This is a genomic window from Echinicola rosea (assembly GCF_005281475.1).
Taxonomy (GTDB): domain Bacteria; phylum Bacteroidota; class Bacteroidia; order Cytophagales; family Cyclobacteriaceae; genus Echinicola; species Echinicola rosea.
Genome location: NZ_CP040106.1, coordinates 4,992,299 through 5,017,055, shown reverse-complemented (window position 1 = coordinate 5,017,055; position 24,757 = coordinate 4,992,299). Strand labels below are relative to the sequence as shown.

The following is a 24,757-nucleotide window of genomic DNA, read 5'->3' as shown; positions in this document are numbered from 1 at the left end:
TGAATAAATAATGTAGGATGTAATTAGCCTGATATGAATTGATTAACATAAAAAAGGACTTTTGGGTGGTTTTTTTAACCTATGGTCAAAACCAATGCAGGGATTTCCTGTACTACTTGATATTTTCGGAATAGGAGCATTACCGCAAAAAAGAAAAACCGGTAGAGCTGACATAAAGAGCAATTCTTGTTGTTTTTCTATTTTTAGGCTCTTTTCGTCCTCTGGTGTGTCAGTTGTTAGCTGAAGTTTATTCACCAAGACGCAATTGGCCCTACAGATGGTAATGGGAGCATTCCGTTCTACACAGGCCACTTTTGCCAATCGTTCTTGATGGATTTTAAAATCCATATACACGATGGGGGCGGCCAAGATCTTGACCAAAAGCAAAACCACTAAAGAAAATAACTTTAGGTTCATGGTAGTTTCGGGGGATATCTTGATTTAGAGTTTAAAGGCTTTGATAATGCCTACACTGATCCTGTTTTGGTGGTGGATCTGATTACCTTTCAGGTCTTGGTACATGGGAGTCTGCCACATTAAGCTCAGTGTCCACTCTTGCCTGTTGACATCCAATCCAGCTTGGGCGAAGGCCACTTTTCCTCCGGTCAGTTGCTGTTCTTCTCCTGTCCAAGTGTCTTTTCCCGACTGCTCATAGTAGGCACCGGCATTGGGAACCAGCATCCAGTCCCCCTTAAGGGATACTTGATGAAAGCCAATCGCAGAGGCATTGAAGCTATTTCCAAACTGGTAGTTTTGGGCGCCTTCGGTGGATTGCTTGTAGCTGAATCCGGCATTCAGACCAGTTTTGGTAAAGAACAACTGGTAGTTTAGCCGAGCCACATAGCTCCAGGATCCCGTTCCCGGCTGGATGATTGGGTCAAACTTGTCACCATTATTAGCCATCCGGCGGGATTGGCCCGTAGGTGCGACCACGGCCAGGCCAGGTCGGAACGTATGGCGGACTTTGGGGTTATAGATATAATGGATATAATCCGCTGCCACGGTCAGGTCTCCCCAGCCTTGAACGCTCAACGTGGTATCCTGAACAGGGTTTGGCAGGTCAAGCATTTTTTGGTAATGAACCCTATTGGACTCATAGGGAAGGAGAAAAGTAAAGTTCCACTTGTTTTTTAAGGTGAAATTTCCCCTAAGCTCTACCGTTTCATAGGTTTCCCAGTCTTGGTCTGTTTTATTGACATACAACCCGGTCCCCTCTGGCTCGTGCATCACGATATAGTCCTGTTCAATGGAAGGAAGGATGGATGTGCGGGCATTTGGAGCATATTTGGCAGCAGATCCATTTTCAAACCCAGCCGTTAGGTTATCACGCACTGCAGCGGTACCTGGACTGGGGGAGGAGTAGCCATATTGATCATACCCACCAAACTGTCGGTGCCTGTAAAACAAGCCAATGTAGCTTCTGTTTTGCAGCAGGCTGTATTCGAAGAAATTACAGCTGTCGCAGGCTTTTGCTTCCTTTGACAGTAGGGGGAATGTTAGTGTTATGAATAAGATGATTAACTTTTTTCTCATTGGTTTGGGCCTACTTTTGGTAAGCTTTATTGTTGATGAATGTGTAATCGGTCAGGGTAGCAAGGAAAGCCAATAGGTCTTCTCGCTGCTGATTGGTTAAACTGATCCCTTTTTCCAGTTGGGGCGCTAAACTCCCATTATGTTGGATACCCTTTTCATAATGATCGAGTACCTCATCCAGCGTTTCGAACCTTCCGTCATGCATGTAAGGGGCCGTCAGGTAGATATTTCTCAGGGAAGGGGTTTTATAAGCACCTAAGTCATGGTCATCGAAGGTGATCCGGTAGCGGCCGAGCAGTAGCCCTTCCAGCTCATGGGGATCGGGATAGGTCGCATCCAGTCCATTGTTGTGGTACTTGAGATCGGTAAATAGGCCCTCTTCGTGACAGCTGCTACAATGCTGCCGGTAAAGCTGGTATCCTTGGATTTCCTGATCATATAATAGGACCTCATTCCGTTTCCACTGGTCATACCGACTGTCTTGGGAAATGAGCGTTCGGACAAATTGAGCCAAGGCCCGGCCGATGAAGGCACTGGTGATGGTATCCGTCTCAAAAGCTGCCTTAAACAGGTCTGGGTACTTCTCGTCACCACGTAAGTAATGGATGATTTCACCCAAGTCAGCTGCCATTTCATCCGGATGGGTGAGTGGACCAAAGACCAGTGATTCCAGGTTATTCGATCCTCCGTCCCAAAACAGCCCTTTGTGCCAAGCCATGTTGAAAAGGGCAGGGGAGTGCCTGTGGAGTGGTTTTCCTGATACTCCTTGATCACTAAGGCCGAGACCGTCACTGAAGGCCAATTGAGGCAAATGACAGCTGGCACAATCGACTTTACCATTAGCTGACAAAGCAGGATCATAAAACAAGGTCTTTCCCAGCAGTACTCCTTGTTTGCTCATGAGGTTCCGCTCTGGTTGGGGAAAATCTTCCTGAAGGAGACTGGACGAAACCACCGGGCTAAAGTATTCCGGTGATTGCCCTTGGATATCCCCAGCGTCCGGAAGACAGCCAATCAACAATATGTGTGGGCACAGAAGAAGGAGCAGCCGATATATAATTCCTTTTTTCAACTTGGGGAAACCTGTTACTGGAGTGTAAAGAAGCCTTCTTGATAATTATTGGCAATATTGATCGCCCATTCACCGCCCATGATGCTGGTATTTTCCATTTCGTGGAGGACAAGTTCATGGGGATCCAAAAACAGTTCGTTCAGTTCGGCTTGGAAATCAAGGTCAACGACCGCTTCGGTACCCAATGTTTTACCGGCTGACTCCAGGTCAATATTGATGGCCTTGAAGTTTTGTTCACTTTCGGGGTCATTGTTGCCGATATGTACGACCAATCCTTGACGTTCATTTGACTCATATTCCCATTCTCCTTCCAGCACCAGAAACTTATAACCAGTATTCCAGTTCCAGGCCATATCATTGCTGGGATCCAAGTCACCAACTTGATCGGTGGAGTGGTTACGTGCCTTATCGACACCCACATAGAAGGTCAATTGATCATATTCATCAGCGGGAACTTCAACACTGAAATTTTTCTTGCCTGCTTCATCGATAAGGAAATAGCCGTCCGAAACCGTGTAGCTAGTGCCTTGGCTGTTGTTCTTAAAGGTGATATTGGAAATATAATATTTGAATTTCCGTGGAATGAATTGTTCTCCTGAAGGCAATGTAAATGTAGTACTTTCCAATTCCAGGGGATTGCCATCCATTACGTGCGAAAAGCTGAAATCTACCGCTATAGAGGCAGGGGTTTCTTCTTGGTCGTTGCAGGCCGTAAACGCCCACAAGGTCAATAATATAATTGCTATTTTTTTCATGTCAATTGCTTAGTTAAATGGATTCGAAAATTTCGGGTTGGTTATAAATTTTTCATCCGTAAGGGTCTGGAGGAAAGAGAGAATGGCTTCCTTTTCTCCATCAGTAAGGTAAAGCTTGATGTCTTCACCGGGTATAATCGGCTCATTGCTCGCCTCGAGGATCAGGATGTCCAGCGTGTTGTTCATTTGGATGTGCTGGTCATAATGGTCTAGTACTTCTTCCAGGGTCTCGAAGCGCCCATCATGCATATAGGGAGCGGTCAACGCAATATTGCGGAGGGTAGGGGCTTTGAATTTTCCTTTGTCCCTGACATTACCGGTCACATCCGCAAGCCCATCTTTGAGGTCTTGGTCATTGTCCAGTCCATTGTTGTGAAATCCCGTCAAATTGTTTCTGTCTCCAGAGGTCAGAAAACCAAGGTGACAGTCACCGCAGTTGCCGCCACGAATCTGCAGGGAAGGCTCTGGATGGGTGAAGAAAAGCTCCATACCAAGTTGCTCTTGTTCGGAAAATTCCACCTCGCCCCTGATCCACTTGTCAAACTTGGAATCCCCAGAAACCAATGTACGCATGAATTGTGCGATGGCTTTACCGATCAGCTCTTCAGTAATTTGTTCCGTTCCAAATGCTACTTTAAACCGCTCGGGGTACTGATTATCTGCCTGAAGGCGTGCTACTGCTTCATCCAGTGGCAGGTTCATTTCGCGGTGATCTGCGATTGGTTGGACAGCCTGTTCTTCCAAGGTAGCGGCCCTGCCGTCCCAGAAGAAGCGGGATGTCCAGTGGAGGTTGGCCAGGGACATGGCATTTTTATCCCCAGGCGTGTCATTGACGCCAGTACTGATTTTTTTGCCATCCGTAAAGGCCTTTTCCTGCTGGTGGCAAGAGGAACAGGCCACTGTACCGTCTATGGAAAGTTGCTTTTCATAAAACAACATCCTGCCGAGTTCCACTCCTTTTTCAGTCAATGGATTATCAGGTGGCATGGCCACATCATTAGGAAAGTATTCTGGATGCTCCAAGGTGATCACTGGGTTTGTTGTAGAGGGCTCATCGGGCGCTTCCCTACTACAGGCCCACATCAGCAAGCACAGGAGTACTGTTCCCATAAAATACGGGTTTTGGTATCGCATGGTCAGATTGGATACAAGGTAAATGTTCCCTGAAGGCATGATCAGTGCAACCCTACTGCGAAATTACTGGGTAGGCCGGTGTCCATTTCCTGTGGAAATACAGCAATCACATTGCCCATTTGGGGACATTTACAATGGATAATAAATAGAAATATGCTTATGGCTTACGGCTATACAAAGATGATCGCTACTCCTTTTTCTTTAGAGAAAGCCAAAAAACAATTGAACCCGCAAAATGCATTATACTCTCATGGCCACAGCTCATAGAAGTGGTGACCTAAAATGGTATCAAAGTCAGTCGTTACGCTTATACGCTTAACGATTCCTCAAGCAATAGCGGATTATACCATATGGGAAAACGCGTCCTTAGGTGGGTGAAAAATATCTGTGGTCGTGTTAAAATATTTTCCCCCTTGATAAAAAGCTTTTGGCAAATTAAGGGGGATTGGGGTCTGTTGAAATCCAAAATGGTTATCTTGCAAAATGTAAATACCAAAGTCCCGACTAAAATCAATGCCGCCGGGTTGTTGCTCTTTTTGGTCTTGGGCTTCTTGAAGCTTCTCTGCCAAGAAACACTTTCCGTCACAGTTCATCTCTGGTTTATCCCTATTGATACAAAGGTTTTCGGCGATATATTCCTTATTGAGGACGTAGTCCATCTGGATGACTGAAAAGACCATACTGTTCAGTACTATTATCATCGAAAGCCATATGTAGAATAAAGACTTGATCATTTGGCTGCAAAGTTAACTATATTTCTTTAAAATAGGATGCGTAAAGTAAAAATCCTATCAGTGTTTGGAGGTGATGGATCAAGCAAGGAAATCGCGTCAACAAAATAAAAACCCGGCTCACCTGCAAACGAGCCGGGTACCAGTAAAAAATAGTGCTGGTAGAGGAATAGTTCATTTATAGTCTTTAAAATAGTTTTTCAAGTTGTTGAAAGAGCATTAAATGGCTTTACTAAATACAAAGGTTCTAGCATTTTTGTTTTTCATTCTATGGTCAAAGGCGCAGCAGATATTTCGTACAAAGGCACTTCCTAGCGGGGTCACCGTGATATTACTGTTTCTGATAGTGATCAGCCCATCTTTTTGAAGGTCATTTAGCAGCTGGAGGTTTTCCATTCGCCAAATAACATTGGCATCTTCTGTGGTCCCATTACAGATAAGGTCCATGATTGTTTTCCTGGTTTTGATGTCGTCCTGCGTCATGGTATGCCCCTTAGAATGGGAAAAGTGGCCAAGGCCGACCTGTTCTTTATAGAGATCAATATCCTTGGTGTTTTGGGCATAGGCGTAGTACACATCGCTGATCGCACTGCTTCCCAGTCCAATCAGCATATGGGAACTGAAGTTGGTATATCCCATGAAGTTTCGGTGGAGCCTTCCTGTTAGTTTGGCTTTTAACAGGTCATCACCGGGCAAGGCAAAGTGATCCATACCGATTTCTTCATACCCCATGGACTTAAGAGCCGCTTTTCCAGTCTCATATAGCTTCCGCTTCTCGGCTTGTTTTGGAAGATATTGCTCAAAGCTCTTTTGCGCTTGAAATACGGACGGCACATGGGCGTAACTGTAAAATGCAATCCTTGATGGTCTTAACCGATTGACTCTCCCCATGGTGTGGAGGATCGTTTGCGTGGTCTGATGGGGCAGACCATAAATCAGGTCATAGTTGATTTGACGGAAGCCTGCGAGTTGTGCATAGTGAGTAGCTTCTTGGACCTTCGAAAAGGGCTGAATCCGATGGATCGCTTGTTGTACCTTATGATCCAGGTCTTGGACGCCATAGCTTACCCGCTCAAACCCCACTTCCTTTAGGGCCAATAAATGTTCGAGGGTAGTGTTGTTCGGATGTCCCTCGAAGCTGAATTCCGCTTTGGGAAGGACATTCGACGATTGGCGGATGTACGTGATCAGGGAGCGGAGGTTATCTGCCGAAAAAAAGGTAGGTGTGCCACCACCCAAATGAATAGCAGCCAAATTTGGTCGCGAAGGAAGCAGTTCCAAGTATTTGTCCCATTCATTTCGTAAGGCCTCCAGGTATGGGATTTCATGGTCGTGATTTTTGGTGATGTGCTTGTTGCAGCCACAGTACGTACATAGGCTGTCGCAATATGGAAGGTGGATATAAAGGCTGATCCCCTCTTTGGATCCAAATTCCTGATAAGCTTTCAATACATTAGTTTTCCAGGAGGACTCATCTATGTCGTTTTCCCATAGGGGAACGGTGGGGTAGCTGGTGTACCTTGGTACAGCTACATCATATTTCTCGATCAGGTCAGCAGGAATCTTCATAGGATGTTTAATTGGTAAGACAAAATTATCGAATGCTATACCTAGTTCTGTTGACCAGGATCAGTTATAAAACTGATAAAAATCAGGGTGTGATGAAATAAAGTAAATAATGACTATAACCTGCTAAAAGTTATTAGTTCAGGTAAAAGTTGATAGATTATTTCAGGGGTGAAATTTAAAAGTTGATTGGAGATTTTTTCCAATCATGAGAACAAAATGTTATTGCAAAATACCCAAAGTAGCCTTTAGTGATTTACATAATCTTCAAAGAAAGTATTCGACAATGTTTTCCCATTCTTCGTCTAAGCTGCAAGAAGGTTTGTTTTTTCCAGCATTGCGGTACCAATAGGATGCATTCCATTCATCACCTTCCTTGCGGTGAAGGTAGGCATGGACATAGGCAGCGTCCTGGTCTGTCAAATCATTGACCAGATCATGTGCCCGGTCCCAGTTTCCTTTTCCGTCGTACCAGAGGGATTCCAGCATGGTGTTGATGCCAGCTGGGGGATGGTTTTGGCTCAGGCTGTTTTTAAATTCTTCTAGGTTCACGGTTGAGTTTTTTGGTGGTGAAAAACAAAGTTAAAAAATCGGGTGGGAAATTCTATTTTCCTATGGATACTAATCGAAGAGAAAAACTAGTGTCAGGTCAATACTAAACCCACGTGTAATTCAGTGCGTCTTTTGGCCGGTCTCTGTGTTACAAAAAGACTTCCTTAGCTACGGCTAGGGGCATTTTTTCTGCCTTGATCTAGCTCAAAATATTGCTTTACCCGCCATTTAAGCGTTGACTTGACACTAGTGTTTTTTTCAGTGTTATGGACAGGCTGCCAGTGACGGTTTTATAATCGAGCTGAGGTTATAAGCAGAGTGATTCTTTTCCTGTTTATGATGGGCATGGTATGTTAACTTGGCTTCATCTGATCATTGTTTTTTTTGGGGAAGTGGAAGAGGTGGAATAAATTGTCTTATGCCAACAGCAGGAGTGCCATCGCTACAGCTGACAGCTATCTCACACGGGGATTGATCGGCTAAAACGCAGGTAATTCGGTTATACTGTTCTATGGTTTAAGTAGGGGTTTGTATAAGATTGTTTTTGTATATTTAAAGATATTACATAAACTTAAAATACCTATGGTCACTTTATTTTGGCGCGTAGCGCTATGCTTGGGGTTGTTTTTACGTTTTACATTTTTAATAGCCCAAAACCCTGATAGGCCTCCCAATATTATCCTGATCTTTGCCGATGACTTGGGTTATGGTGATCTTGGTTGTTATGGCCATCCCACCATTAAAACACCCTTTTTAGATCAAATGGCCAAAGAAGGGATGCGTTTCACCCAGTTTTATGTGGGAGCAGATGTCTGTACGCCAAGTAGGGCGGCACTGCTTACCGGTAGGTTGCCGATTCGATATGGGATGGCAGGGGAGAGACGGGGCGTGCTGTTTCCTGACTCTTCCCTTGGACTGCCCCATACAGAAGTAACGATGGCTACTGCCTTAAGAAAGGTCGGATACAAAACCGGTATTATTGGCAAATGGCACCTTGGACACCTTCCGGAATATTTGCCCTTGACCCATGGGTTTGACTTTTATTATGGAATTCCCTACTCCAATGATATGCTGCCAAGAGGAAACAATAAAATGCCTCCTTTACCGCTTTATCGCAATGAAGAGGTCATTGATGAGCATATTGATCAAAGCCAGTTGACCAAAAACTACACCAAAGAAGCGATCAACTTTATAGAGGAAAACAAGGACCGACCTTTTTTTCTTTATTATCCAAATAATTTTCCCCATGTGCCATTATATGCTTCCGAGGATTTTGTGGGAAAGAGTGAGCGAGGGATTTATGGAGATGTGGTGGCCGAACTCGATTGGAGTGTTGGGAAGCTATTGGAAACGTTAAGAGAGCTTGGACTGGATAAAAACACATTGGTGATTTTTACCAGCGACAATGGCCCTTGGCTTACCCAAAAAGAAAAAGGGGGATCCGCAGGACTTCTATTTGAGGGAAAAGCATCTACCTATGAGGGAGGGATGCGCGTGCCAGCCATTGCTTGGTGGCCTGGTACTATTCAAGCCAATATGGTCAGTACTTCCTTGGTGGCATCCATGGACTTGTATCCCACATTCATGGCCTTGGCAGGGGCAGATGTTCCTTATGACAAAGTTTTGGACGGGGAGGATATTTTACCTATTTTGAGTGGCGAAAAGAAGGAAATTCGGGATGTGGTGTATTATTATCACCTTAATAAATTGCATGCTGTGCGAAAAGGCCCTTGGAAGGCTCATTTTACCACCAAGCCTTCTTACAGTTCCGAGCCGGCAAAGAAGCACGAAGTTCCGCTGTTATATCACTTGGAGCACGATCCTTCCGAAAAGTATAACCTGAATGAAAAGTACCCGGAGAAAGTAAGTGAACTCGTGCGTATTTATGAGGAACATTTGGCTAGCGTTGACTCGCCACCTTCGATCATGGAGGAATTGATCGAAGAAGAATGAGCGTGGTGAAAATATAGGTGATTTGTACCAGTGAAATAGACTATTATAAAGCCGCTTGCGTTTAATAATCATAAATGAAACAAAAATAAGGAATTAAGTCCTGATCTGGCGATGCAGGCAAAACCAGCTTTAGCGAACTGCCAGATTGGGCACCAATTTTAGAGGCGTTTTCGGACGCCTTTATTGTTTTTGATGATTCAGGTTATTTTGAATCAAGCAGAAAAGGTGGGGGCTGATTGCACGCTAGGGATGCAGATGATTAAGATTTCGCTGATTGTATATTCTACAGTTGGCCTATCAGGGCAAACGTAATTTGCATATTGTGGTGTAGGTATAGCGATCATCCATGCCGCAGGCACTTCTTCTGGACGCTTCCAATTATAGCATAAACAGTAATACGTTTGATAACGCGGAATGTAGTGGATACACCTAAAGAATTATATGGACTTTGTAGTCAGCAACTGCGCATTCTTCCTAAGCCGGGTTTGGCGGAGGATCCTAGAAGGTGCAGGAGACCACCTGCACCTTCTAGGATCCGGGTTAAATTCGGACTCCATATTACCCATTCCATGGATGCGCCCATCCATCTCTGTAACTTCGTTTGAGGAGGGCGGTGGCTTCTGGGTCGTCGGTGATGACTTTTTTGACGGGATCATAAGTAACGGCTCTGCCCAGTTCCATGGAGAGATTGGCAAGGATGCAGGAAGCAGAGGAAATGTGGCCTTCTTCGATGTCTGCCACTGGTCTGGTTTTGTTTTCTATTGCTTCGAGGAAATCCTTCAGGTGATTTCTGGTAGCCGGGGCAGCGTGTAATTCGATGCGTTCTTCCTTAAGGTCTTCCGGGTACTCCTCCTTTTCATAGACCACATCCCCATGAATGGGATCTCCATCACCATGGGGGACAAAGTCATACTGTTTTACGCTGGCTTTAAGGGTGCCTTTTTCACCGTGAAGGATGAATGCCCAAGGGTACTCAGGATCATCAGGATTGCCCCAAGTGCGGTGCTGCCATACACAGTTGAGTTCAGGGTATTCGAAGATGGCAGTTTGCGTGTCAGCGATGTTAGACTTACCGTCTTTTTGTACATAAATACCTCCGGTGGAAGTGATTTTTTGTGGCCAGCCCAAGTCAAGCATCCACCGTACCGTATCCAGCATGTGCACACACATGTCTCCCATGATGCCATTTCCATATTCCATAAACGTCCGCCACCAGCTGCCATGGGGAAGTTTGTCATAAGGACGAAGCGGAGCGGGGCCGGTCCAGTTTTCATAGTCCAAAAAATCAGGAACAGGTTGGACGGGAGGATTGCCATTAGCGCGCATGTGGTAGTAGCAGCACATTTCCACGTGGGAGATTTTGCCGAGCAGGCCTTTGTCCACGATTTCTTTTTTGGCTTCGATCAGGTGCGGGGTACTTTTTCGCTGGGTACCTACTTGGACAGTGCGGTGATGCTTACGAGCGGCGGCGAGGATGGCTTCCCCTTCCAGCACGTCCACACTGATGGGCTTTTGAAGATAGAGGTGGGCACCTGCTTCGATGGCAGCGATGGCTTGTAGGGCATGCCAGTGATCCGGTGAGCCGATCATGACGATATCCAGTTCGTTTTCGTCGAGTAGTTTTTGGTAGTCACTGTAGAGCTTCGGGGTGCTGCCGGAAAGTTGCCGCTGACTGACCAGCTCACCGGCTTCCCTGAGCCGGATACGGTCCACATCACATAGCGCAATGACTTCTACAGGAGCTACTTGGATCAGTTTAAAAAGATCGCTTTTACCGTACCATCCCGTACCGATCAGTGCTACGCGGTAGGTTTTATCAGCATTACTAGCAAAGCTAAGATTAAAGGCACCAAGAGAGGCGAGCGTAAGGGAAGCTGCGGAACTCTTAATAAAGTGACGGCGGCCAATGGCATTGTTGGTTATCATGGTTTAGGTTTTAATAGGTTTTGGAATTGTCAAATGGTAAATAAGGCAGAAAATAATAGATAGTCTATTAATTTCACAGATATTCATTGAATTTAAATGGCTGAAGTAAGAATTTGGAACACCTTTTAGCAGGGGGAGGCTTTTTTCTTAATTTTGGGTTTTGGTAATATTAGAAAAGAGAGGAAGTAGGACTGCCAAGATGAAATTAAAGCAAAAACGAAAACTAGTAAGGTATTTGGATATCTTGGACAGACCGGTCCGGTTTAATCCATTTGTTTTTAGTCGGACATTTTTGCTTTGGGCTTTTCTGGGCTTGATAGGGGGCGTAATCGCTGGCATTTATTGGATAGGCCTTGAATTTTTGATGCACCAGCTTGCCTTTTTTACGGGATGGCAGGTTATTCCATTGATGACTATTTGTGGTCTGTTGGCTGGCTTGATCATTCATTTTATCGGGGATCCTGGAGAGATACATCTTATCGTGAACAATATCCGGTTTAATAAAGGCAAGCTCGACCCCAAAAACAATCCTTCCATGGTGCTTTCCTCTTTATTATGTGTGGCATCTGGAGGAAGCCTTGGGCCAGAAGCTCCGCTAGTACAGGTGACTGGATCCACGGGGACTTGGTTTGGTAAAATGCTTCGGTTGAAAGGTGAAGAATTGAGGTCGATGAGCATAGCAGGAATGGCTTCAGGGTTTACGGCATTATTTGGGGCTCCGCTGGGAGGTAGTTTGTTTTCCCTTGAAATACTCCACCATAAACATGCCGTCGAATATTACAAAGCCATTATTCCGGCATTTGTGGCAAGTTGCTTTAGCTATTTGGTATTTGCCCTGATCGTTCACCTGGGGCTAGGGCCGACATGGGATTTGTCCGCTTATGAGTATGCTGGTATTTTTGATTTTGGATATGCGGTGCTATTTGCGATCATTGGAGCCGTTTTGGGTTGGGTATTTATTTTTTGTACCAAGTTTTTTAAGACCCTATTTGAGAAGAAACCGATTGCTATTTATGTCAAAACAGCAATAGGAGGGCTGTTATTAGGGATCATTGCATTTTATTTTCCGATTACGCGGTACTTTGGCCATCACGAAATAAACGAACTGTTGTCGAGCGATTTTTCTTTGACATTACTGTTCGGGATTTTGATATTTAAGATTATCGCCATTTCCATAACCGTCACCTCCGGGTGGCGTGGAGGATTTATCATTCCCCTGTTTTTTGTGGGAGCTACTATGGGGCTAATTATTCACCAATTATTTCCAACGATAAACTTGACCTTGGCGATTGTGAGCTGCATGGCTGCTGTCAATGCCTGTGTGACCCGTACTCCGATGAGCACTACTATTTTATTGGCTACTTTGACAGGGTTTGGGCATATAATCCCTATATTTTTCGCAAGCTTGACGGGATACTTTTTGGCACCCAAAATACCTTTTATAGGTTCACAGATGGTGAAGGAATAAGAAGGAGCAGTTTTCATAACGTTGTGGCTTAGCTTTATGAAATTTACTCGATCCGTACACTAGGCTTGTAAATTGTTACGGTGAAGTTTCTGTTAATCAACTGGTTTTATTGTCTTTAGCAGAGGTGATTGTTTGAAATATTGATGAGTTAGATGATGAAATTTTGTAGCGGTGCTTAGGAATAGAAGAGGTTCTATATGATTTCCTGTGGGTAACTTATAATTTGTATGCCAAATTATAGCATGACTTTCACTTAGTTACCTTGTTATTTTTTTACCTCAGGTCAAAAAAGTAACCAAAAAACCCCGCCGCTGTGCATCTATTGATCTAAAATTAAAACCTTCCCTCATGCAGGCAAACTCCTCCTTTTTAGCTGCCAACATTTTTTTTGGCCAGCATTTCGTCAAACAAGCCTGCCTTCTTGCCTACCCGCTTTTAATTTCTTAACGCCCAATACCTGCAAGGCGGATTCAGTTAATAAGTCCCAAAAAGGTATCGCTTCCTTATGACGGCCCTTGGTATGCCTGTTTTCCAGCCGGTGGTGGAGGCCGTTAAGAAAGGGAGTTGGCTCGCGTCGTGAAACAGCGAGACCCACTCGCTTTTAGGCCGTAGCCATCGGGTGGAAATTAAAATGGGTGACAGATCCCCGTCGCAGGGTAAATCCATGTTCCATTTTAAAAGGCATACCACCGGCCTAGATTTTTTTCTTTCTTTTTTCATCAATGGAAAAAAGGAAAAGGATAAAATCCACCAAGGTGACCAGGTTTCCCCAGCCAAAGTCAATCAAAAAAAGACCTCTTAGGTACATGAAAAGGAGGGAGTACCCTTAACTAAATGGCATTGAATCCTGAATATGCGTTAGCAACTGAGCCTCCGCCAAAGGCGGATGAGGCAGAATAGTCAGGGACCAAGCCATATTTCTGGGGGCTTTACTGCAAGGAGGCATTACAAATGCCTTTCTCAGCAGTTCGCATTTCAAATGCGGAGCTAAAGATAGCCGCGTCGGCTTGTACGATCCAAATAAACTCATCATTCTTTCAGCCTATCCCACCATTCGGCAAGATAGGCTACTGCGGTTTCCAATGTACAAATCGGGGCAAAGTCCCAGCGGCACGAAAAATTTAGTAACCTGCGGATTCATCCGCAGGAGCTTAAGGTCTCCTCAACCTCCCGAAGGAGTGCCAGCGGCACGGATGATAGCTATGCCTACACGAAAATTGTGTCCTTTCAAAACACTAAAAGCGTTTGCCCTGAATAGAAAGGGTTTAAGAATGAGAAATGGAATAAACTTTTTTTATCCAGTGTCGTTTGGTAAATACAAATGGTAAAAAGATCGGGAAATAAGCGCAAGGTTCAAAAGTGGCATCCAATAGCCGTATTGGTGCTAACGGTGCTTTTGCTGTGCTCTCCTTGCTCCGTCAGAAACTCCCTTCAAGAGGCTTTGGGAGCCACGCAGACTCAAGTGCTCAATAAGAGCAAGGCTGTCCATGCCACGGATTCCTGTTATGCCATTGACAATACCAAGGCGGCTCACGCAGTGGTGGATTTTACAGCTGAACTGGCCCCTGCACTTGCCTTGATTGCTGCATTTACCCAATTGGAATGGAATGAGCAGGATCTGCTGCCAATATTTTTTTATGATAAACTGGGAACCACTGTCACGGTTCCTTATTATATTTTGTATCAGAACTTTAAGATCTATCTGTAGGTATTCTTTTTTTGCATTAGCACTTTCCTTACAAGTGCTTTAGGCTAAACTGAAGGTGAATTAGGTTAGTAAGTTTTGTAAAATAGCACACTACCTCTGCTTGCTTTTTTACCCATCGTATGCTTTAGCGATATTAATTTTCGATAAACAGTCTTTTGGCGTCAAGCGCCGAGGGTTGTAAACAACTCCATAAAAAAATGAAACTTAAAATAGCATTGCTTGCCATGGTCTCCCTACTGCTGGCTGGCCAGGCAAGTGCACAAATTCATAGCAATAAGGAAAAGTATAACTATTATGTACTGACCAGAAATGTAGCACAGCTTAAGCCGATTCTGTTGGCTGCAGAGGCGTTGGCGAAGGAGGACGGAGACAGATTTGGTGAATTCCAAGTGGTTATTTGCGGGAATACTGTAAAAGACCTCTTGGATAAAGCGCTCATGGAGCCATTGCTCAAAACAGCCAAAGAACAACGGGTGACCTTATTGGCCTGTGGTTTTTCATTGCAGAAGTTTGACGTGAATCCCGATGAATTACCACCTGGAATCAGTGTCACCGAAAACGGCATCCTCTACGGATTGCAACTACAAAAAGAAGGATATTATTCCATAACACTTTAAGAAACAATGAACATGAAGATAAAAAATGATGTAGGCCTAATGACACTTTCCTTGCGGTTAGTGGTGGGCTGGACTTACTTTTCGGCCCTTTACAGACGGACGATCTTGACCGATAAGCTCGATCCCGAAATCAGTGGCTATATCGGTGAGAAATTCAACCATTTCTTGCCCCATGCCCTTGGTATCAAGCCCATTATACAGTACTTGGTAGAGAACCCCGATTTGCTCTGGTGGGCCATGGTGATCTTTACGGTGGTAGAAGGCATCGTGGGCTTGATGATCATGTTGGGAGCCTTTACCCGGGTGATGAGCGTGGGTGTTTTTGGTCTGGCCATGGGGATTTTGTTGGGGTCAGGATGGATCGGAACTACGTGTCTGGATGAATGGCAGATTGGTGTGTTGGGAATAGCGACCGGTTTTGTCCTCTTTTTGACGGGCAGCGGGAAGTATTCCGTGGACCATTATCTCCGACAACAAAATTTTGCTATCGCTAAGAAAAAATGGTTTCCTTGGTTAGCTTCTGGAGAATTGCCCGTGAAGGCATCCATCTACCCCAAGTTGGTCCTTGGAGGTTCACTCTTCATTTTGGCGATCACCTTGATGACCAATCAGGTGTTTCATGGAGGACTTTGGGGGCCGTTGCACAATAAATCCGTGAAGCCGAAATTGGAAATTTCTGCAGGAGAACTAACTGACAAAGGGCTGGCTTTTGATGTCTTCAGGACGGAAGGTGTGGATGTTTACGGTGCCTGGATCATAGGCATGGAAGTAGAAGATAGTGCTGGAAATGAGGTTTTTGGGCTTTCCAATGAAGCCTTGGCTGCTATGGATCCAGCATCTATAGCGAATCATTATGTCGCAAAAGTAAAACCGGGTAAGCATAGCTTAGTGGTGCCACTGGGAGCCAAGGCAACTATAAATTTGATGGCTCCTGAATTAAAAAATCTAGCAGACGGTACCTATACCTTAAAAATAACAGACATCAGCGGAGCCAGCTGGGAATACCAAGTCAAAAAGTAGGAGGCAGATACCCTATTCAGCTCCATTGGCGGCGCCACTACCGTGTGCCGCCAATTTTATTGGGAGAAATAGGGGAGAAATCATTAATTTTTGCTAATGGAGCATATATTTTAGCCTTCGCTTGCAGATGCCACCGTGGCATCGTTACATTAGTAGAATAAACTGTTTTTTTGGGATTATAAAGACTTATTCATCTTCATGAAAAATACCATTAACCTTATGTCCAAGTGTAATTTGGTCAAAAAAGGAGCGGTGGCATTCGGCGGAATGACCTTGATGCTGGCCAGCTGCCAAACCCCATCCGATTCGTTAACTATCGAAGTGAAAAACCCAGCTGAAGTGGCCAAAACTTCAAGTACTGTGGAAATAAATGCTGCAGATTTACAACCGTTAATAGAGGAATATGGGACGAAAAAACTCGTGGTTACGGATGCCCAAGGCGGACTCCTGCTGAACCAGTGGGTGGATCTGGACGGAGACAAGACCATGGACCAATGGTTGTTTCAAGTTGATTTGGGTGCTGGTGAAAGCGCAAGCTATACTGTTCGGCCATTAAAGGAGGGAGAGCAGCAGCCTACTTCCGAACAGCAGACCTTTTCCCGCTTTGTCCCAGAGCGTACGGATGATTATACATGGGAAAATGACCGTGTGGCTTTCCGTACGTATGGTCCCGATGCCCAGCGAAGGATAGAGCAAAATCTCCCTGACGGTACCCTTTCCAGCGGTATGGACTGCTGGCTAAAAAGGGTGGACTATCCCATCATCGATAAATGGTATAAGGAAAATGATGAGAAAAAAGGTGCTTACCATGTTGATACCGGAGAAGGCTATGACCCATATCATGTAGGTTCCAGTCGCGGAATAGGCGGAATTGGTATTTGGGAAAATGATTCTCTTTATACTTCCCGGAATTTTGTGAGCTACGAGCGCATCGCTGTTGGGCCGATCAGGACGATGTTTGAACTGACCTATGCGCCTTGGGAGGCGAACGGTAAGATGGTGTCCGAGACCAAACGGATTAGTTTGGATTTGGGCAGTAACTTGAGCCATTTTGAATCTACTGTGGAAAGTGAGACGGCCGTTCCCAATGTTACCATCGGCATTACGCTGCACAATAAGGAAGGAGAAGTGGCGATTAACGATGAGGCAGGAATATACCGTTACTGGGAGCCCATGGACAAGAGTGAGCTTGGCCTAGGCATTGTCATCGATCCTGCCAGAGTGCTCGAGTCAAAGGATCATCGTGTGGACTACCGGGACGGCAGTCAGTTACTGGTCATGGCAAAGCCTACAGGAGGAAAGGTTACGTATTACGCTGGATTCGGCTGGAAGAAGAGCGGGCAATTTGCCAATGCCGCAGAATGGGATGCTTATTTGGAGCAATTTGCCAAAGGACTGGAAAAACCACTGGAAGTCAGTATAAAGTGATGGATAGTATATAAAAGAGAGGAAAGAGCCAAGAACAAAGAGCCAAGGGTGAGACATTCCTCCCCGCCACGGCGGGGAGGTTAGGTGGGGTTATTTGGAGCCAAGAGAAACACAATAGGATTTTAGTAAATGACTAGTGATTGCAATAATTGATAATGAAAACTAATATTAATCCGGTCAACACTAATCAGGGAAGTACATCCAGTAACGTGTCGATAACGTTCTTGCGAACGGAGCGTAATGGAGTGAAGCAATCTCTTCTAAAACGTAGCGGTTGATTTTAAAGCATATTCATGGTAGTGCTACCAAGATTGTCAAATCAAACGGCATTAATTTCGGGAAAAGGGCACCTGCTCACCATACTGTGTGGGTTTCATTTCTCGTGAAATATGTTAGTTTTGTTTTCCAGAGATGCTAGAAGGGCACTATACGGCGTATAAATTGCAATATTGCTGGTTTCTCTATCCTTTTTAGGGTTATACTGAAAGTTGGTATAGGAAAATGAAAAGAGGAGGAATGGGCAATTGGGTAATCGATTGCACAGATCGTTTTAAAATGAAAAAATTATTTTCTAATTATATAAATAGACAATTAACATGCATACGAACATCGTAACCAGATACGGAGCACATCCTGATGATGTCAAAGGCTATGACACCCAAAAGTTAAGGGATCATTTTTTGATCGAAAACATCTTTCAGGACGATAAGATCACAGGCGTTTATTCTATGTTTGACCGCTATATTGTTGGCGGGATTGCTCCAGTAAACAAATCTTTGGAACTGGAAACTGTAGATCAGCTAAAAGCTGACTATTTTTTGGAACGTCGCGAACTAGGTGTGATCAACGTGGGGGCACCGACCCTGATTACCGTAGATGGTACCGATCATAAAGTGAACACCCGTGAAGCCCTTTATGTAGGACGTGGTGTGAAAGAAGTGATTTTTAATCCATCCACAGAAGGACAAGCATTTTTGTACTTTAATTCAGCACCAGCGCACACCTCTTACCCGACCAAAAAAGTAGGATTGGAAGATGCTGAAAAAGTGGAGCTTGGTTCTATGGAAGAGTCCAATCACAGAGTGATCAACAAGCTGATCGTGAATAGTGTCGTGAAATCCTGCCAGCTGCAGATGGGGATGACCCAGCTCAAGCCAGGAAGTGTTTGGAACACCATGCCGGCCCACACGCACGACAGACGAATGGAAGCCTATTTCTATTTTGATCTGGACGAATCAGCGGCGGTTTGTCACTATATGGGACAGCCTCACGAGACACGCCACATCTGGATGAAAAACCATGAAGCGGTATTGTCTCCAGCATGGTCCATCCATGCAGGTTCAGGTACATCCAATTATACCTTTATCTGGGGAATGGCTGGAGAAAACTTGGATTATGGCGACATGGACAAAGTAGCTGTTACCGATATGAAGTAAAGAAGGGCTGTGTGCAATAGCTCTTTTGTTGAGGCTTGACAAGTTTGTTCCAATGACGCCACAATCCATGTGGAGCAGGATTCTCCTGGCTCCCCATTTCGTTGTCATAGACAGAGGTGGGACAATATGTATCAAACTGTGGACATACAAACATACAGCACCCAAACCGAATAACTAATTAACCAAAAACCAAACATGAAAGAATTATTTGACCTTTCAGGAAAAGTCGCCCTTGTAACAGGAGCCACCCATGGCCTTGGGATGGCCATGGCCAAGGCTCTTGCCAAGAGTGGTGCTACCCTGATCGTAAATGGACATACCCCAGCCAAGATGGACAAGGCTTTGGAAGAATACAAAGCCGACGGCATCGAAGCATATGGTTACCTGTTCGATGTAACCAATGAAAAGGAAGTGGACGAGAAGCTTTCTGAAATAGAAAGTAAATTCGGAACCATCGATATTTTGGTAAACAATGCCGGTATGATCCAGCGTACTCCTGCGCTAGAAATGGAAGTGGCAGACTTTGCCAAAGTGGTGAATATGGACTTGGTTTCTCCTTTCCTGATGTCCAAGCGTGTAGCGAAAGGCATGAAAGAAAAAGGTGGAGGCAAGATCATCAATATCTGCTCTATGATGAGTGAGCTCGGTCGTAATACAGTATCTGGATACGCTGCCGCCAAAGGTGGGCTGAAAATGCTGACCAGAAACCTCGCCACCGAATGGGCCAAATACAATATCCAAGTAAATGGCATCGGCCCAGGGTATTTTGCCACTGAGCAAACTGCACCGATCCGTGTGGACGGTCATCCGTTCAATGATTTTATCATCAACAGGACACCGGCCGGCAGATGGGGAGATCCAGAGGACCTTCAGGGCACGATGGTCTTCTTGGCCAGTCAGGCCAGTAACTTCGTCAATGGACAAATCGTTTATGTGGATGGTGGTATCTTGGCCACTATCGGCAAGCCGCATGGCGAAGAGTAATTATGTGAAAATTAACTGATGAAAAGCCTTCCTGGATATATTTCTGGGAGGGCTTTTTTAGTATATAAGATGAGAGACTTGAGGGGTTTTTATAGCAAGGAGAATGCTCGTAGGAAGAGTTTTTCCTCATTTTTAAGCAGGAGCGAACTTAAAAGTGGCTTTTACGATCCCGTGATCGGTGGTGCCTGAAGCTTTATGATCCTCATCTGCCAAATGATCGTTATAGATTTCCATGCCATCAAATGCCCAGATTCTTTTCCGGGAATTGTCATAAAATTCCTGTGACACCAAAATATGGTCAAGGGATTCCCGGATATTTTGATAAATATGGGTGTAATAAACATCCCTGAGACTACGGTATTCCTGTAATGTCGCCACCGTATAAAGGTCCGCATCACCACCTCCGGAAGAGCGTCCTTGCAGGTAGCGTGGCTGACCGGTCATGATGTTCAAGGTATCGCTGAGTTGGGAATTGTTCAGGTCACCCATGACAATTACCGGCAAATCTGTATGTTTTAACTTGTCCAAGATGATCATGCGTAGAGCAGCAGCTTCTGCAGATCTCCTGATAGTGGATAGAGTATAGCCGAGGGTCTCGGAATGCTTTTTATAGTAGTCGTAATCATCCCTGTACCAGCCTTCCCGGTAAATGGCTGTAGGAGCCTTGGATTTAAAATGTGCTACAAATACCGATACCGCATCGCGGTCTTCACGAAGTTTTACCTTAAAATGGAGCACGGGCCTGGAGAAGCTCGCTATTTGGATAGCAATATCTGGTGTCTGGGGATCGTCACCGGCACTTTCCAGGATGAATTTTTCCGGAAAGGTTTCCAGCCATTCCGGGGTTCCATCCAGTAGGCCCTTTTTGACAGCCCCTGCACAGATAATCTTGTTTCCATCATGGTGCGAAGGACAAAGAATATCATATGAATCCATAAGACCTGCCCGGGTAAAGGCATCTTTGAGAGCATCTTCATGCCATAGCTCCTGAAAGCCAAAAATGTCCGGCTGTAGCAGGTGAAGCATGTAGGACGTCCAGATAATCTTGTTTTCATACTGATCGTCACTCCAGCCATCATAGTCCCGATACATGGAATGCCCAGGGAGGTTGAGATTATAGAGGTTAAACGTAACCAAACTGAATGCTCGCAAATTGGGCATGGCTAAGTGAGTTTGATGAAAACGAATCTAAAATAGGAGTAGTAGTTTCTTTTTATTCACTTATTGATGATGGCAAGTTACCATATTTTGACCTTGGATAAAATACCGTAATTGGGGTATTTTGTGTTAAGTTGTTGTTGATCAGTGTGCTGCGAGGAGTGGGAGTCGGTGTAGTATCTGTACGTTTTCTTGGCGTTGGTACCAGTCATTAAACACCAACTCCAGTTCGCTTATGGTAAATGTACCAAAATCAGTATGTCTATTGTGGTTAATTACTTGGAGGAACTTGTCCAGGTTTTTTAAAGGATGCCGATAGCGCATGATGGTACTGTGGGCTGTTTGGATGGTGTAGCGCTTGTCAAGGCTCTGCTGAAGGAAGGAGTCCTTGAAGTTTTGGCGTAATCGGTCCCGCAAGTGCTGAAGGGCTTCTCCATCTGGATATCCCTGTAGCAATATGCCTGCAGGACTGAGCGTGACTCCTTCAATTTGGATCATGATTGGGGGAATACCACGGAGACTATGCAGGATTATTTGTTTATATTCTTCAGGGCTTATCTGCCCAAGTTGAAATCCCGAGTAGCAGGAAATGATGGACATGATCGTGATATGTAGATCGGATTGAGGATAGTAATATTGGGAAGGATCAAGTGGCCGAAGTTCGTCCAGGAAGGCAGCAATCTTGGTTTTGCAGTGATGGTCTGGTCGGGCCAGTAAACTGATGCCGCGTCTGTCATCAAAAGGATGATCTATTTTTTCATCAATTTCATAGTTGCCATTGATTAATTGTTGACGAGAAGAGTCAAAAAGTGATTGGTAATGCGATTTTAGCTTCATTGATAACAGATACTGTGATTTGGTGATTAAATATGAACATATAAAAGGCTTCCAATAGCTCCAATTTAATCAATTAAGTTGATGTTACATGTATATACATGAATTTTATAGTATTGGATGCTGTTATACTATTGGTTAATGGATTTCCCTCTGAAATAAGGGCCTAAAACAACAATATCGATGAACAACCTAGGAGATTTTAAACGATTTACAAGTAGTTTGAAAGAAGGGGGCGTACAGATGCCAGTGCTGTTTGTGGGGCATGGCTCGCCCATGAATGGAATTGAAGACAACGTATTTTCAGGTTATTGGAAAAAGCTGGGACAAGAAATTCCCCATCCAACAGCCGTTTTGGTGATTTCTGCCCATTGGTTGAGCCGTGGTACGAGAATTACGGCCATGGATTTTCCAAGGACCATTCATGATTTTGGAGGGTTTCCAAGAGAACTCTTTGAGGTACAATATCCGGCTCCTGGACACCCGGATCTCGCAAAGGCAATTGAAGAAGGCGTTTCTACAGTAAATGTGGCATTAGACCATGAATGGGGCTTGGATCATGGTGCTTGGACGGTCGTTCGGCACATGTATCCGGATGCGGCTATCCCCGTGCTGCAATTGAGCATTGATTATGGACAGTCCCCCCAATACCACTACGAATTGGCCAAGGAACTTCATGACCTTCGCCAAAAAGGCGTATTGATCATTGGCAGCGGCAATATGGTCCATAATCTCCGGATGGTCGCCTGGGACAAACTAAGCGAGCCGGAGTATGGTTATGATTGGGCAATAGAGATGAACGAACAGTTTAAGCAATTGATCATTAATGGCAATCACCGGGCATTGATGGATTATCATAAGTTTGGAAAGGCGGCGCGGTTGGCCATTCCCACTCCCGATCATTACCTCCCTTTGCTTTACACACTGGGGCTGAAAAGTGAAGCTGAACCGACAACATTCTTTAATGACAAGGTGGTCGGAGGTTCTTTGACCATGACTTCGGCAGTTTTTGGAGAATATAAATAGTGATGTTTCGTAGAAGAATCATGCGATGGGCTGATTGGTTCCTGCCTCTGGTTTACTTTTAAAAGTGAACCAGAGGAGCAGCGATATTCCTTTGTCAAAAATATTCCTCAGGAGTGATCATAAATCCTAAACAGATGCGATTTGTAATCCTTTACGGCATTATCATTTTCCAATTTAAAAAAATTTCAATTTTACCAAACCCTACTGACATAGGGCTGTCACTGTTCGGTTTTTTATTTGTAATACTATATAATTTTAAACCTTTTAAAGAAACACCGTTATGAAAACCGAATCAGTTGCAGCCAGTCAAGAATTGTTTATTTCCACAGAAGCCATGTTGGCACATTGGCAAGGACACAGGAATTTGACCAGAAGGACTATTGAATTATTTCCTGAGGACAAATTGTTTGATTATTCTATTGGGGGGATGCGGCCATTTGCCCAGTTGGTCATGGAGATGATCGATATCGCTGTGCCTGGGGTGAAAGGACTGGCCTCCGGGGAATGGGAAAAAGTCGAGGAATTTGACCATACCAAGTCCATGCCTACGACCAAAGAAGGCCTTTTGGAGCTTTGGGACAAGGTGACGCAGGTAATCGACGAAACATGGCCTAGCATCACCTCTGAGCGCTTCCAGAAGGTAGAGGTAGCCTTTGGCCAATATGAAAACAGCAATTACGCCACCTTGCTGTATTTTGTGGACAATGAAATCCATCACCGTGGTCAGGGATATGTTTATCTGAGGAGTTTGGGCATCGAGCCACCATTCTTCTGGGAAAGATAGTCTGAATATGGCGTAGTCAGTATTGATGATGGAGAAGGAAATCCACCAGTCACTTTTAATAGAAGAAAGCGACTGGTGGATTTTTTCTTTATTGCCATCGTCCAAGTCTTTAACGAAGTGGTGACTTGGAGGCATACTTTGGCCAGTCTTTAGACTGGGGAAAAAAGTCTGGAGACTTTTTTCAGTTTAGGTTCAAGTCTGAAGACTTGAACCAGCTAGTATTGAAAGGGTGATTTTTGTCATGTTGCGTAGGGATGAGTAGGAGGGGTTTACCTCTTTTTAGTAGAAAGACCTTATGTTGGAGGTCATATCAATTTTAAAAAAGATGAAAACAAAGCGACTACTACTTGTTCTACTACTATTGTTGCCGTTTACGGCATTACTCCAAGCCCAGACAGCAAGTGTCGAACGATCAATTTATGGGGTTCAGGCAGGTTTGGTGGGCTTTTGGGGGTATAATGAAACCAGGCTATCCAATACCATCGCGCTAAGGACGGAGGTAGGTCTAAACGGAGGAATATGGCAAGATGACTTGTATAATACATCGGGTATCATTTTGTTTCCTGAACTCTCTCTGGAACCTCGATGGTATTATAATATCCGAAAAAGAGCGAGACGGCTCAAGCGAACAGCAATGAACAGTGCAAATTTTGTAACCCTAAAGGCATTTCATCATCCAGATTGGTTTACCGTAGGTGCTGGATCAGGGGTGAATGTGATTCCTGATATAGGATTGGTACCGATGTGGGGCATTCGCCGTAATGTAGGAAGCCAGTTTAATTTTGAGGCGGGAATCGGAATTGGTTACCAATACTTGTTTTATAAAAGTGCTGGATATACCGAAAATTCAGGAGATACCATTGGGTTTATTTCCCTTAGATTTGGATATCATATAAAATGAAATTGACCGAGTTTCTAACGAAGTGGTGACTTGGACGCATACTTTGGCCAGTCTTTAGACTGGGTAAAAGTCTGGAGACTTTTTTCAGTTTAGGTGCAAGTCTCCAGACTTGCACCAGATTGGATGATTATTTTGACCGCTTGTTTGAGAAGTGAAATCCGTATTTTTTAC

At 44.5% G+C, this 24,757-nt stretch carries 22 protein-coding genes; 11 read left to right on the top strand and 11 right to left on the bottom strand.

The window, feature by feature from the left end:
• Positions 1-42 precede the first annotated feature (42 nt).
• The 8 genes from FDP09_RS19535 to FDP09_RS19500 form a co-directional block, all read right to left on the bottom strand.
• On the bottom strand, positions 43-417 hold the full coding sequence (locus FDP09_RS19535; RefSeq protein ID WP_137404265.1) for a hypothetical protein: 375 nt from the start codon (positions 415-417) through the stop codon (positions 43-45).
• A gap of 24 nt (positions 418-441) precedes the next feature.
• On the bottom strand, positions 442-1,533 hold the full coding sequence (locus tag FDP09_RS19530) for a transporter family protein (protein WP_137404264.1): 1,092 nt from the start codon (positions 1,531-1,533) through the stop codon (positions 442-444).
• A gap of 10 nt (positions 1,534-1,543) precedes the next feature.
• Positions 1,544-2,605 carry a cytochrome-c peroxidase gene (locus FDP09_RS19525; protein WP_137404263.1) on the bottom strand — a complete coding sequence of 354 codons (1,062 nt, stop codon included), beginning with the start codon at positions 2,603-2,605 and terminating at the stop codon, positions 1,544-1,546.
• Positions 2,606-2,619: 14 nt separating this feature from the next.
• Positions 2,620-3,360, bottom strand: coding sequence for an MbnP family protein (locus tag FDP09_RS19520; RefSeq protein ID WP_137404262.1), 741 nt, complete (start codon positions 3,358-3,360; stop codon positions 2,620-2,622).
• Positions 3,361-3,369: 9 nt separating this feature from the next.
• On the bottom strand, positions 3,370-4,470 hold the full coding sequence (locus FDP09_RS19515) for a cytochrome-c peroxidase (protein WP_229683508.1): 1,101 nt from the start codon (positions 4,468-4,470) through the stop codon (positions 3,370-3,372).
• 365 nt (positions 4,471-4,835) lie between these two features.
• Positions 4,836-5,228 (bottom strand): hypothetical protein, encoded by a 393-nt coding sequence (locus FDP09_RS19510; RefSeq protein WP_137404260.1) that lies wholly within the window; start codon positions 5,226-5,228, stop codon positions 4,836-4,838.
• 216 nt (positions 5,229-5,444) lie between these two features.
• A complete protein-coding gene (hemN, locus tag FDP09_RS19505; protein ID WP_137404259.1) occupies positions 5,445-6,794 on the bottom strand; it encodes an oxygen-independent coproporphyrinogen III oxidase in 1,350 nt (449 codons plus the stop codon).
• Positions 6,795-7,058: 264 nt separating this feature from the next.
• Complete coding sequence (locus FDP09_RS19500; protein WP_137404258.1) at positions 7,059-7,343, bottom strand: hypothetical protein; 285 nt, start codon at positions 7,341-7,343, stop codon at positions 7,059-7,061.
• 582 nt (positions 7,344-7,925) lie between these two features.
• On the opposite strand from FDP09_RS19500, the gene FDP09_RS19495 reads away from it, so the two are divergent.
• Complete coding sequence (locus FDP09_RS19495; RefSeq protein WP_137404257.1) at positions 7,926-9,296, top strand: sulfatase family protein; 1,371 nt, start codon at positions 7,926-7,928, stop codon at positions 9,294-9,296.
• A 558-nt stretch (positions 9,297-9,854) separates the two neighbouring features.
• Here FDP09_RS19495 and FDP09_RS19490 read toward each other — a convergent pair.
• Positions 9,855-11,222, bottom strand: a complete 1,368-nt coding sequence (locus tag FDP09_RS19490; protein ID WP_137404256.1) for a Gfo/Idh/MocA family protein — start codon at positions 11,220-11,222, stop codon at positions 9,855-9,857.
• 199 nt (positions 11,223-11,421) lie between these two features.
• Here FDP09_RS19490 and FDP09_RS19485 point away from each other — a divergent pair, with 199 nt between their 5' ends.
• The 7 genes from FDP09_RS19485 (at position 11,422) to FDP09_RS19455 (ending at position 19,883) form a co-directional block, all read left to right on the top strand.
• Entirely contained in the window at positions 11,422-12,690 is a 1,269-nt protein-coding gene (locus FDP09_RS19485) for a chloride channel protein (RefSeq protein WP_112782727.1), read from the top strand.
• A 1,321-nt stretch (positions 12,691-14,011) separates the two neighbouring features.
• Positions 14,012-14,398, top strand: coding sequence for a hypothetical protein (locus tag FDP09_RS19480; protein WP_137404255.1), 387 nt, complete (start codon positions 14,012-14,014; stop codon positions 14,396-14,398).
• Between the two features lie 197 nt (positions 14,399-14,595).
• A complete protein-coding gene (locus FDP09_RS19475; RefSeq protein WP_137404254.1) occupies positions 14,596-15,015 on the top strand; it encodes a DsrE family protein in 420 nt (139 codons plus the stop codon).
• Between the two features lie 12 nt (positions 15,016-15,027).
• Positions 15,028-16,035 (top strand): TQO small subunit DoxD, encoded by a 1,008-nt coding sequence (locus FDP09_RS19470; RefSeq protein ID WP_229683509.1) that lies wholly within the window; start codon positions 15,028-15,030, stop codon positions 16,033-16,035.
• A gap of 219 nt (positions 16,036-16,254) precedes the next feature.
• Positions 16,255-17,463, top strand: coding sequence for a DUF4861 domain-containing protein (locus tag FDP09_RS19465; RefSeq protein WP_229683510.1), 1,209 nt, complete (start codon positions 16,255-16,257; stop codon positions 17,461-17,463).
• Between the two features lie 596 nt (positions 17,464-18,059).
• Positions 18,060-18,899 (top strand): 5-dehydro-4-deoxy-D-glucuronate isomerase, encoded by an 840-nt coding sequence (kduI, locus tag FDP09_RS19460; protein ID WP_137404251.1) that lies wholly within the window; start codon positions 18,060-18,062, stop codon positions 18,897-18,899.
• A 195-nt stretch (positions 18,900-19,094) separates the two neighbouring features.
• Positions 19,095-19,883 (top strand): gluconate 5-dehydrogenase, encoded by a 789-nt coding sequence (locus tag FDP09_RS19455; RefSeq protein WP_137404250.1) that lies wholly within the window; start codon positions 19,095-19,097, stop codon positions 19,881-19,883.
• A gap of 132 nt (positions 19,884-20,015) precedes the next feature.
• On the opposite strand, the gene FDP09_RS19450 is transcribed toward FDP09_RS19455, so the two are convergent.
• Together FDP09_RS19450 and FDP09_RS19445 are read right to left on the bottom strand one after the other, a co-directional pair.
• Positions 20,016-21,044: an endonuclease/exonuclease/phosphatase family protein gene (locus FDP09_RS19450; RefSeq protein WP_137404249.1), complete on the bottom strand. Its 1,029-nt coding sequence runs from the start codon at positions 21,042-21,044 to the stop codon at positions 20,016-20,018.
• A gap of 141 nt (positions 21,045-21,185) precedes the next feature.
• On the bottom strand, positions 21,186-21,878 hold the full coding sequence (locus FDP09_RS19445) for a 2'-5' RNA ligase family protein (protein WP_137404248.1): 693 nt from the start codon (positions 21,876-21,878) through the stop codon (positions 21,186-21,188).
• Positions 21,879-22,058: 180 nt separating this feature from the next.
• Here FDP09_RS19445 and ygiD point away from each other — a divergent pair, with 180 nt between their 5' ends.
• From ygiD to FDP09_RS19430, 3 genes are all read left to right on the top strand, one after another.
• Complete coding sequence (ygiD, locus tag FDP09_RS19440; protein ID WP_137404247.1) at positions 22,059-22,901, top strand: 4,5-DOPA-extradiol-dioxygenase; 843 nt, start codon at positions 22,059-22,061, stop codon at positions 22,899-22,901.
• Positions 22,902-23,181: 280 nt separating this feature from the next.
• Positions 23,182-23,685 carry a DinB family protein gene (locus FDP09_RS19435; RefSeq protein ID WP_137404246.1) on the top strand — a complete coding sequence of 168 codons (504 nt, stop codon included), beginning with the start codon at positions 23,182-23,184 and terminating at the stop codon, positions 23,683-23,685.
• 325 nt (positions 23,686-24,010) lie between these two features.
• On the top strand, positions 24,011-24,586 hold the full coding sequence (locus FDP09_RS19430) for a hypothetical protein (RefSeq protein WP_137404245.1): 576 nt from the start codon (positions 24,011-24,013) through the stop codon (positions 24,584-24,586).
• The last annotated feature ends 171 nt before the right edge of the window (positions 24,587-24,757 follow it).

What these genes read in the sequence shown, in the direction of transcription:
- FDP09_RS19535 (WP_137404265.1), bottom strand. Translation starts at nt 417, where the DNA reads ATGAACCTAAAGTTATTTTCTTTAGTGGTTTTGCTTTTGGTCAAGATC.
- FDP09_RS19530 (WP_137404264.1), bottom strand. Translation starts at nt 1,533, where the DNA reads ATGAGAAAAAAGTTAATCATCTTATTCATAACACTAACATTCCCCCTA.
- FDP09_RS19520 (WP_137404262.1), bottom strand. Translation starts at nt 3,360, where the DNA reads ATGAAAAAAATAGCAATTATATTATTGACCTTGTGGGCGTTTACGGCC.
- FDP09_RS19515 (WP_229683508.1), bottom strand. Translation starts at nt 4,470, where the DNA reads ATGGGAACAGTACTCCTGTGCTTGCTGATGTGGGCCTGTAGTAGGGAA.
- FDP09_RS19510 (WP_137404260.1), bottom strand. Translation starts at nt 5,228, where the DNA reads ATGATCAAGTCTTTATTCTACATATGGCTTTCGATGATAATAGTACTG.
- hemN (WP_137404259.1), bottom strand. Translation starts at nt 6,794, where the DNA reads ATGAAGATTCCTGCTGACCTGATCGAGAAATATGATGTAGCTGTACCA.
- FDP09_RS19495 (WP_137404257.1), top strand. Translation starts at nt 7,926, where the DNA reads ATGGTCACTTTATTTTGGCGCGTAGCGCTATGCTTGGGGTTGTTTTTA.
- FDP09_RS19490 (WP_137404256.1), bottom strand. Translation starts at nt 11,222, where the DNA reads ATGATAACCAACAATGCCATTGGCCGCCGTCACTTTATTAAGAGTTCC.
- FDP09_RS19485 (WP_112782727.1), top strand. Translation starts at nt 11,422, where the DNA reads ATGAAATTAAAGCAAAAACGAAAACTAGTAAGGTATTTGGATATCTTG.
- FDP09_RS19480 (WP_137404255.1), top strand. Translation starts at nt 14,012, where the DNA reads ATGGTAAAAAGATCGGGAAATAAGCGCAAGGTTCAAAAGTGGCATCCA.
- FDP09_RS19475 (WP_137404254.1), top strand. Translation starts at nt 14,596, where the DNA reads ATGAAACTTAAAATAGCATTGCTTGCCATGGTCTCCCTACTGCTGGCT.
- FDP09_RS19470 (WP_229683509.1), top strand. Translation starts at nt 15,028, where the DNA reads ATGAAGATAAAAAATGATGTAGGCCTAATGACACTTTCCTTGCGGTTA.
- FDP09_RS19465 (WP_229683510.1), top strand. Translation starts at nt 16,255, where the DNA reads ATGTCCAAGTGTAATTTGGTCAAAAAAGGAGCGGTGGCATTCGGCGGA.
- kduI (WP_137404251.1), top strand. Translation starts at nt 18,060, where the DNA reads ATGCATACGAACATCGTAACCAGATACGGAGCACATCCTGATGATGTC.
- FDP09_RS19455 (WP_137404250.1), top strand. Translation starts at nt 19,095, where the DNA reads ATGAAAGAATTATTTGACCTTTCAGGAAAAGTCGCCCTTGTAACAGGA.
- FDP09_RS19450 (WP_137404249.1), bottom strand. Translation starts at nt 21,044, where the DNA reads ATGCCCAATTTGCGAGCATTCAGTTTGGTTACGTTTAACCTCTATAAT.
- FDP09_RS19445 (WP_137404248.1), bottom strand. Translation starts at nt 21,878, where the DNA reads ATGAAGCTAAAATCGCATTACCAATCACTTTTTGACTCTTCTCGTCAA.
- ygiD (WP_137404247.1), top strand. Translation starts at nt 22,059, where the DNA reads ATGAACAACCTAGGAGATTTTAAACGATTTACAAGTAGTTTGAAAGAA.
- FDP09_RS19435 (WP_137404246.1), top strand. Translation starts at nt 23,182, where the DNA reads ATGAAAACCGAATCAGTTGCAGCCAGTCAAGAATTGTTTATTTCCACA.
- FDP09_RS19430 (WP_137404245.1), top strand. Translation starts at nt 24,011, where the DNA reads ATGAAAACAAAGCGACTACTACTTGTTCTACTACTATTGTTGCCGTTT.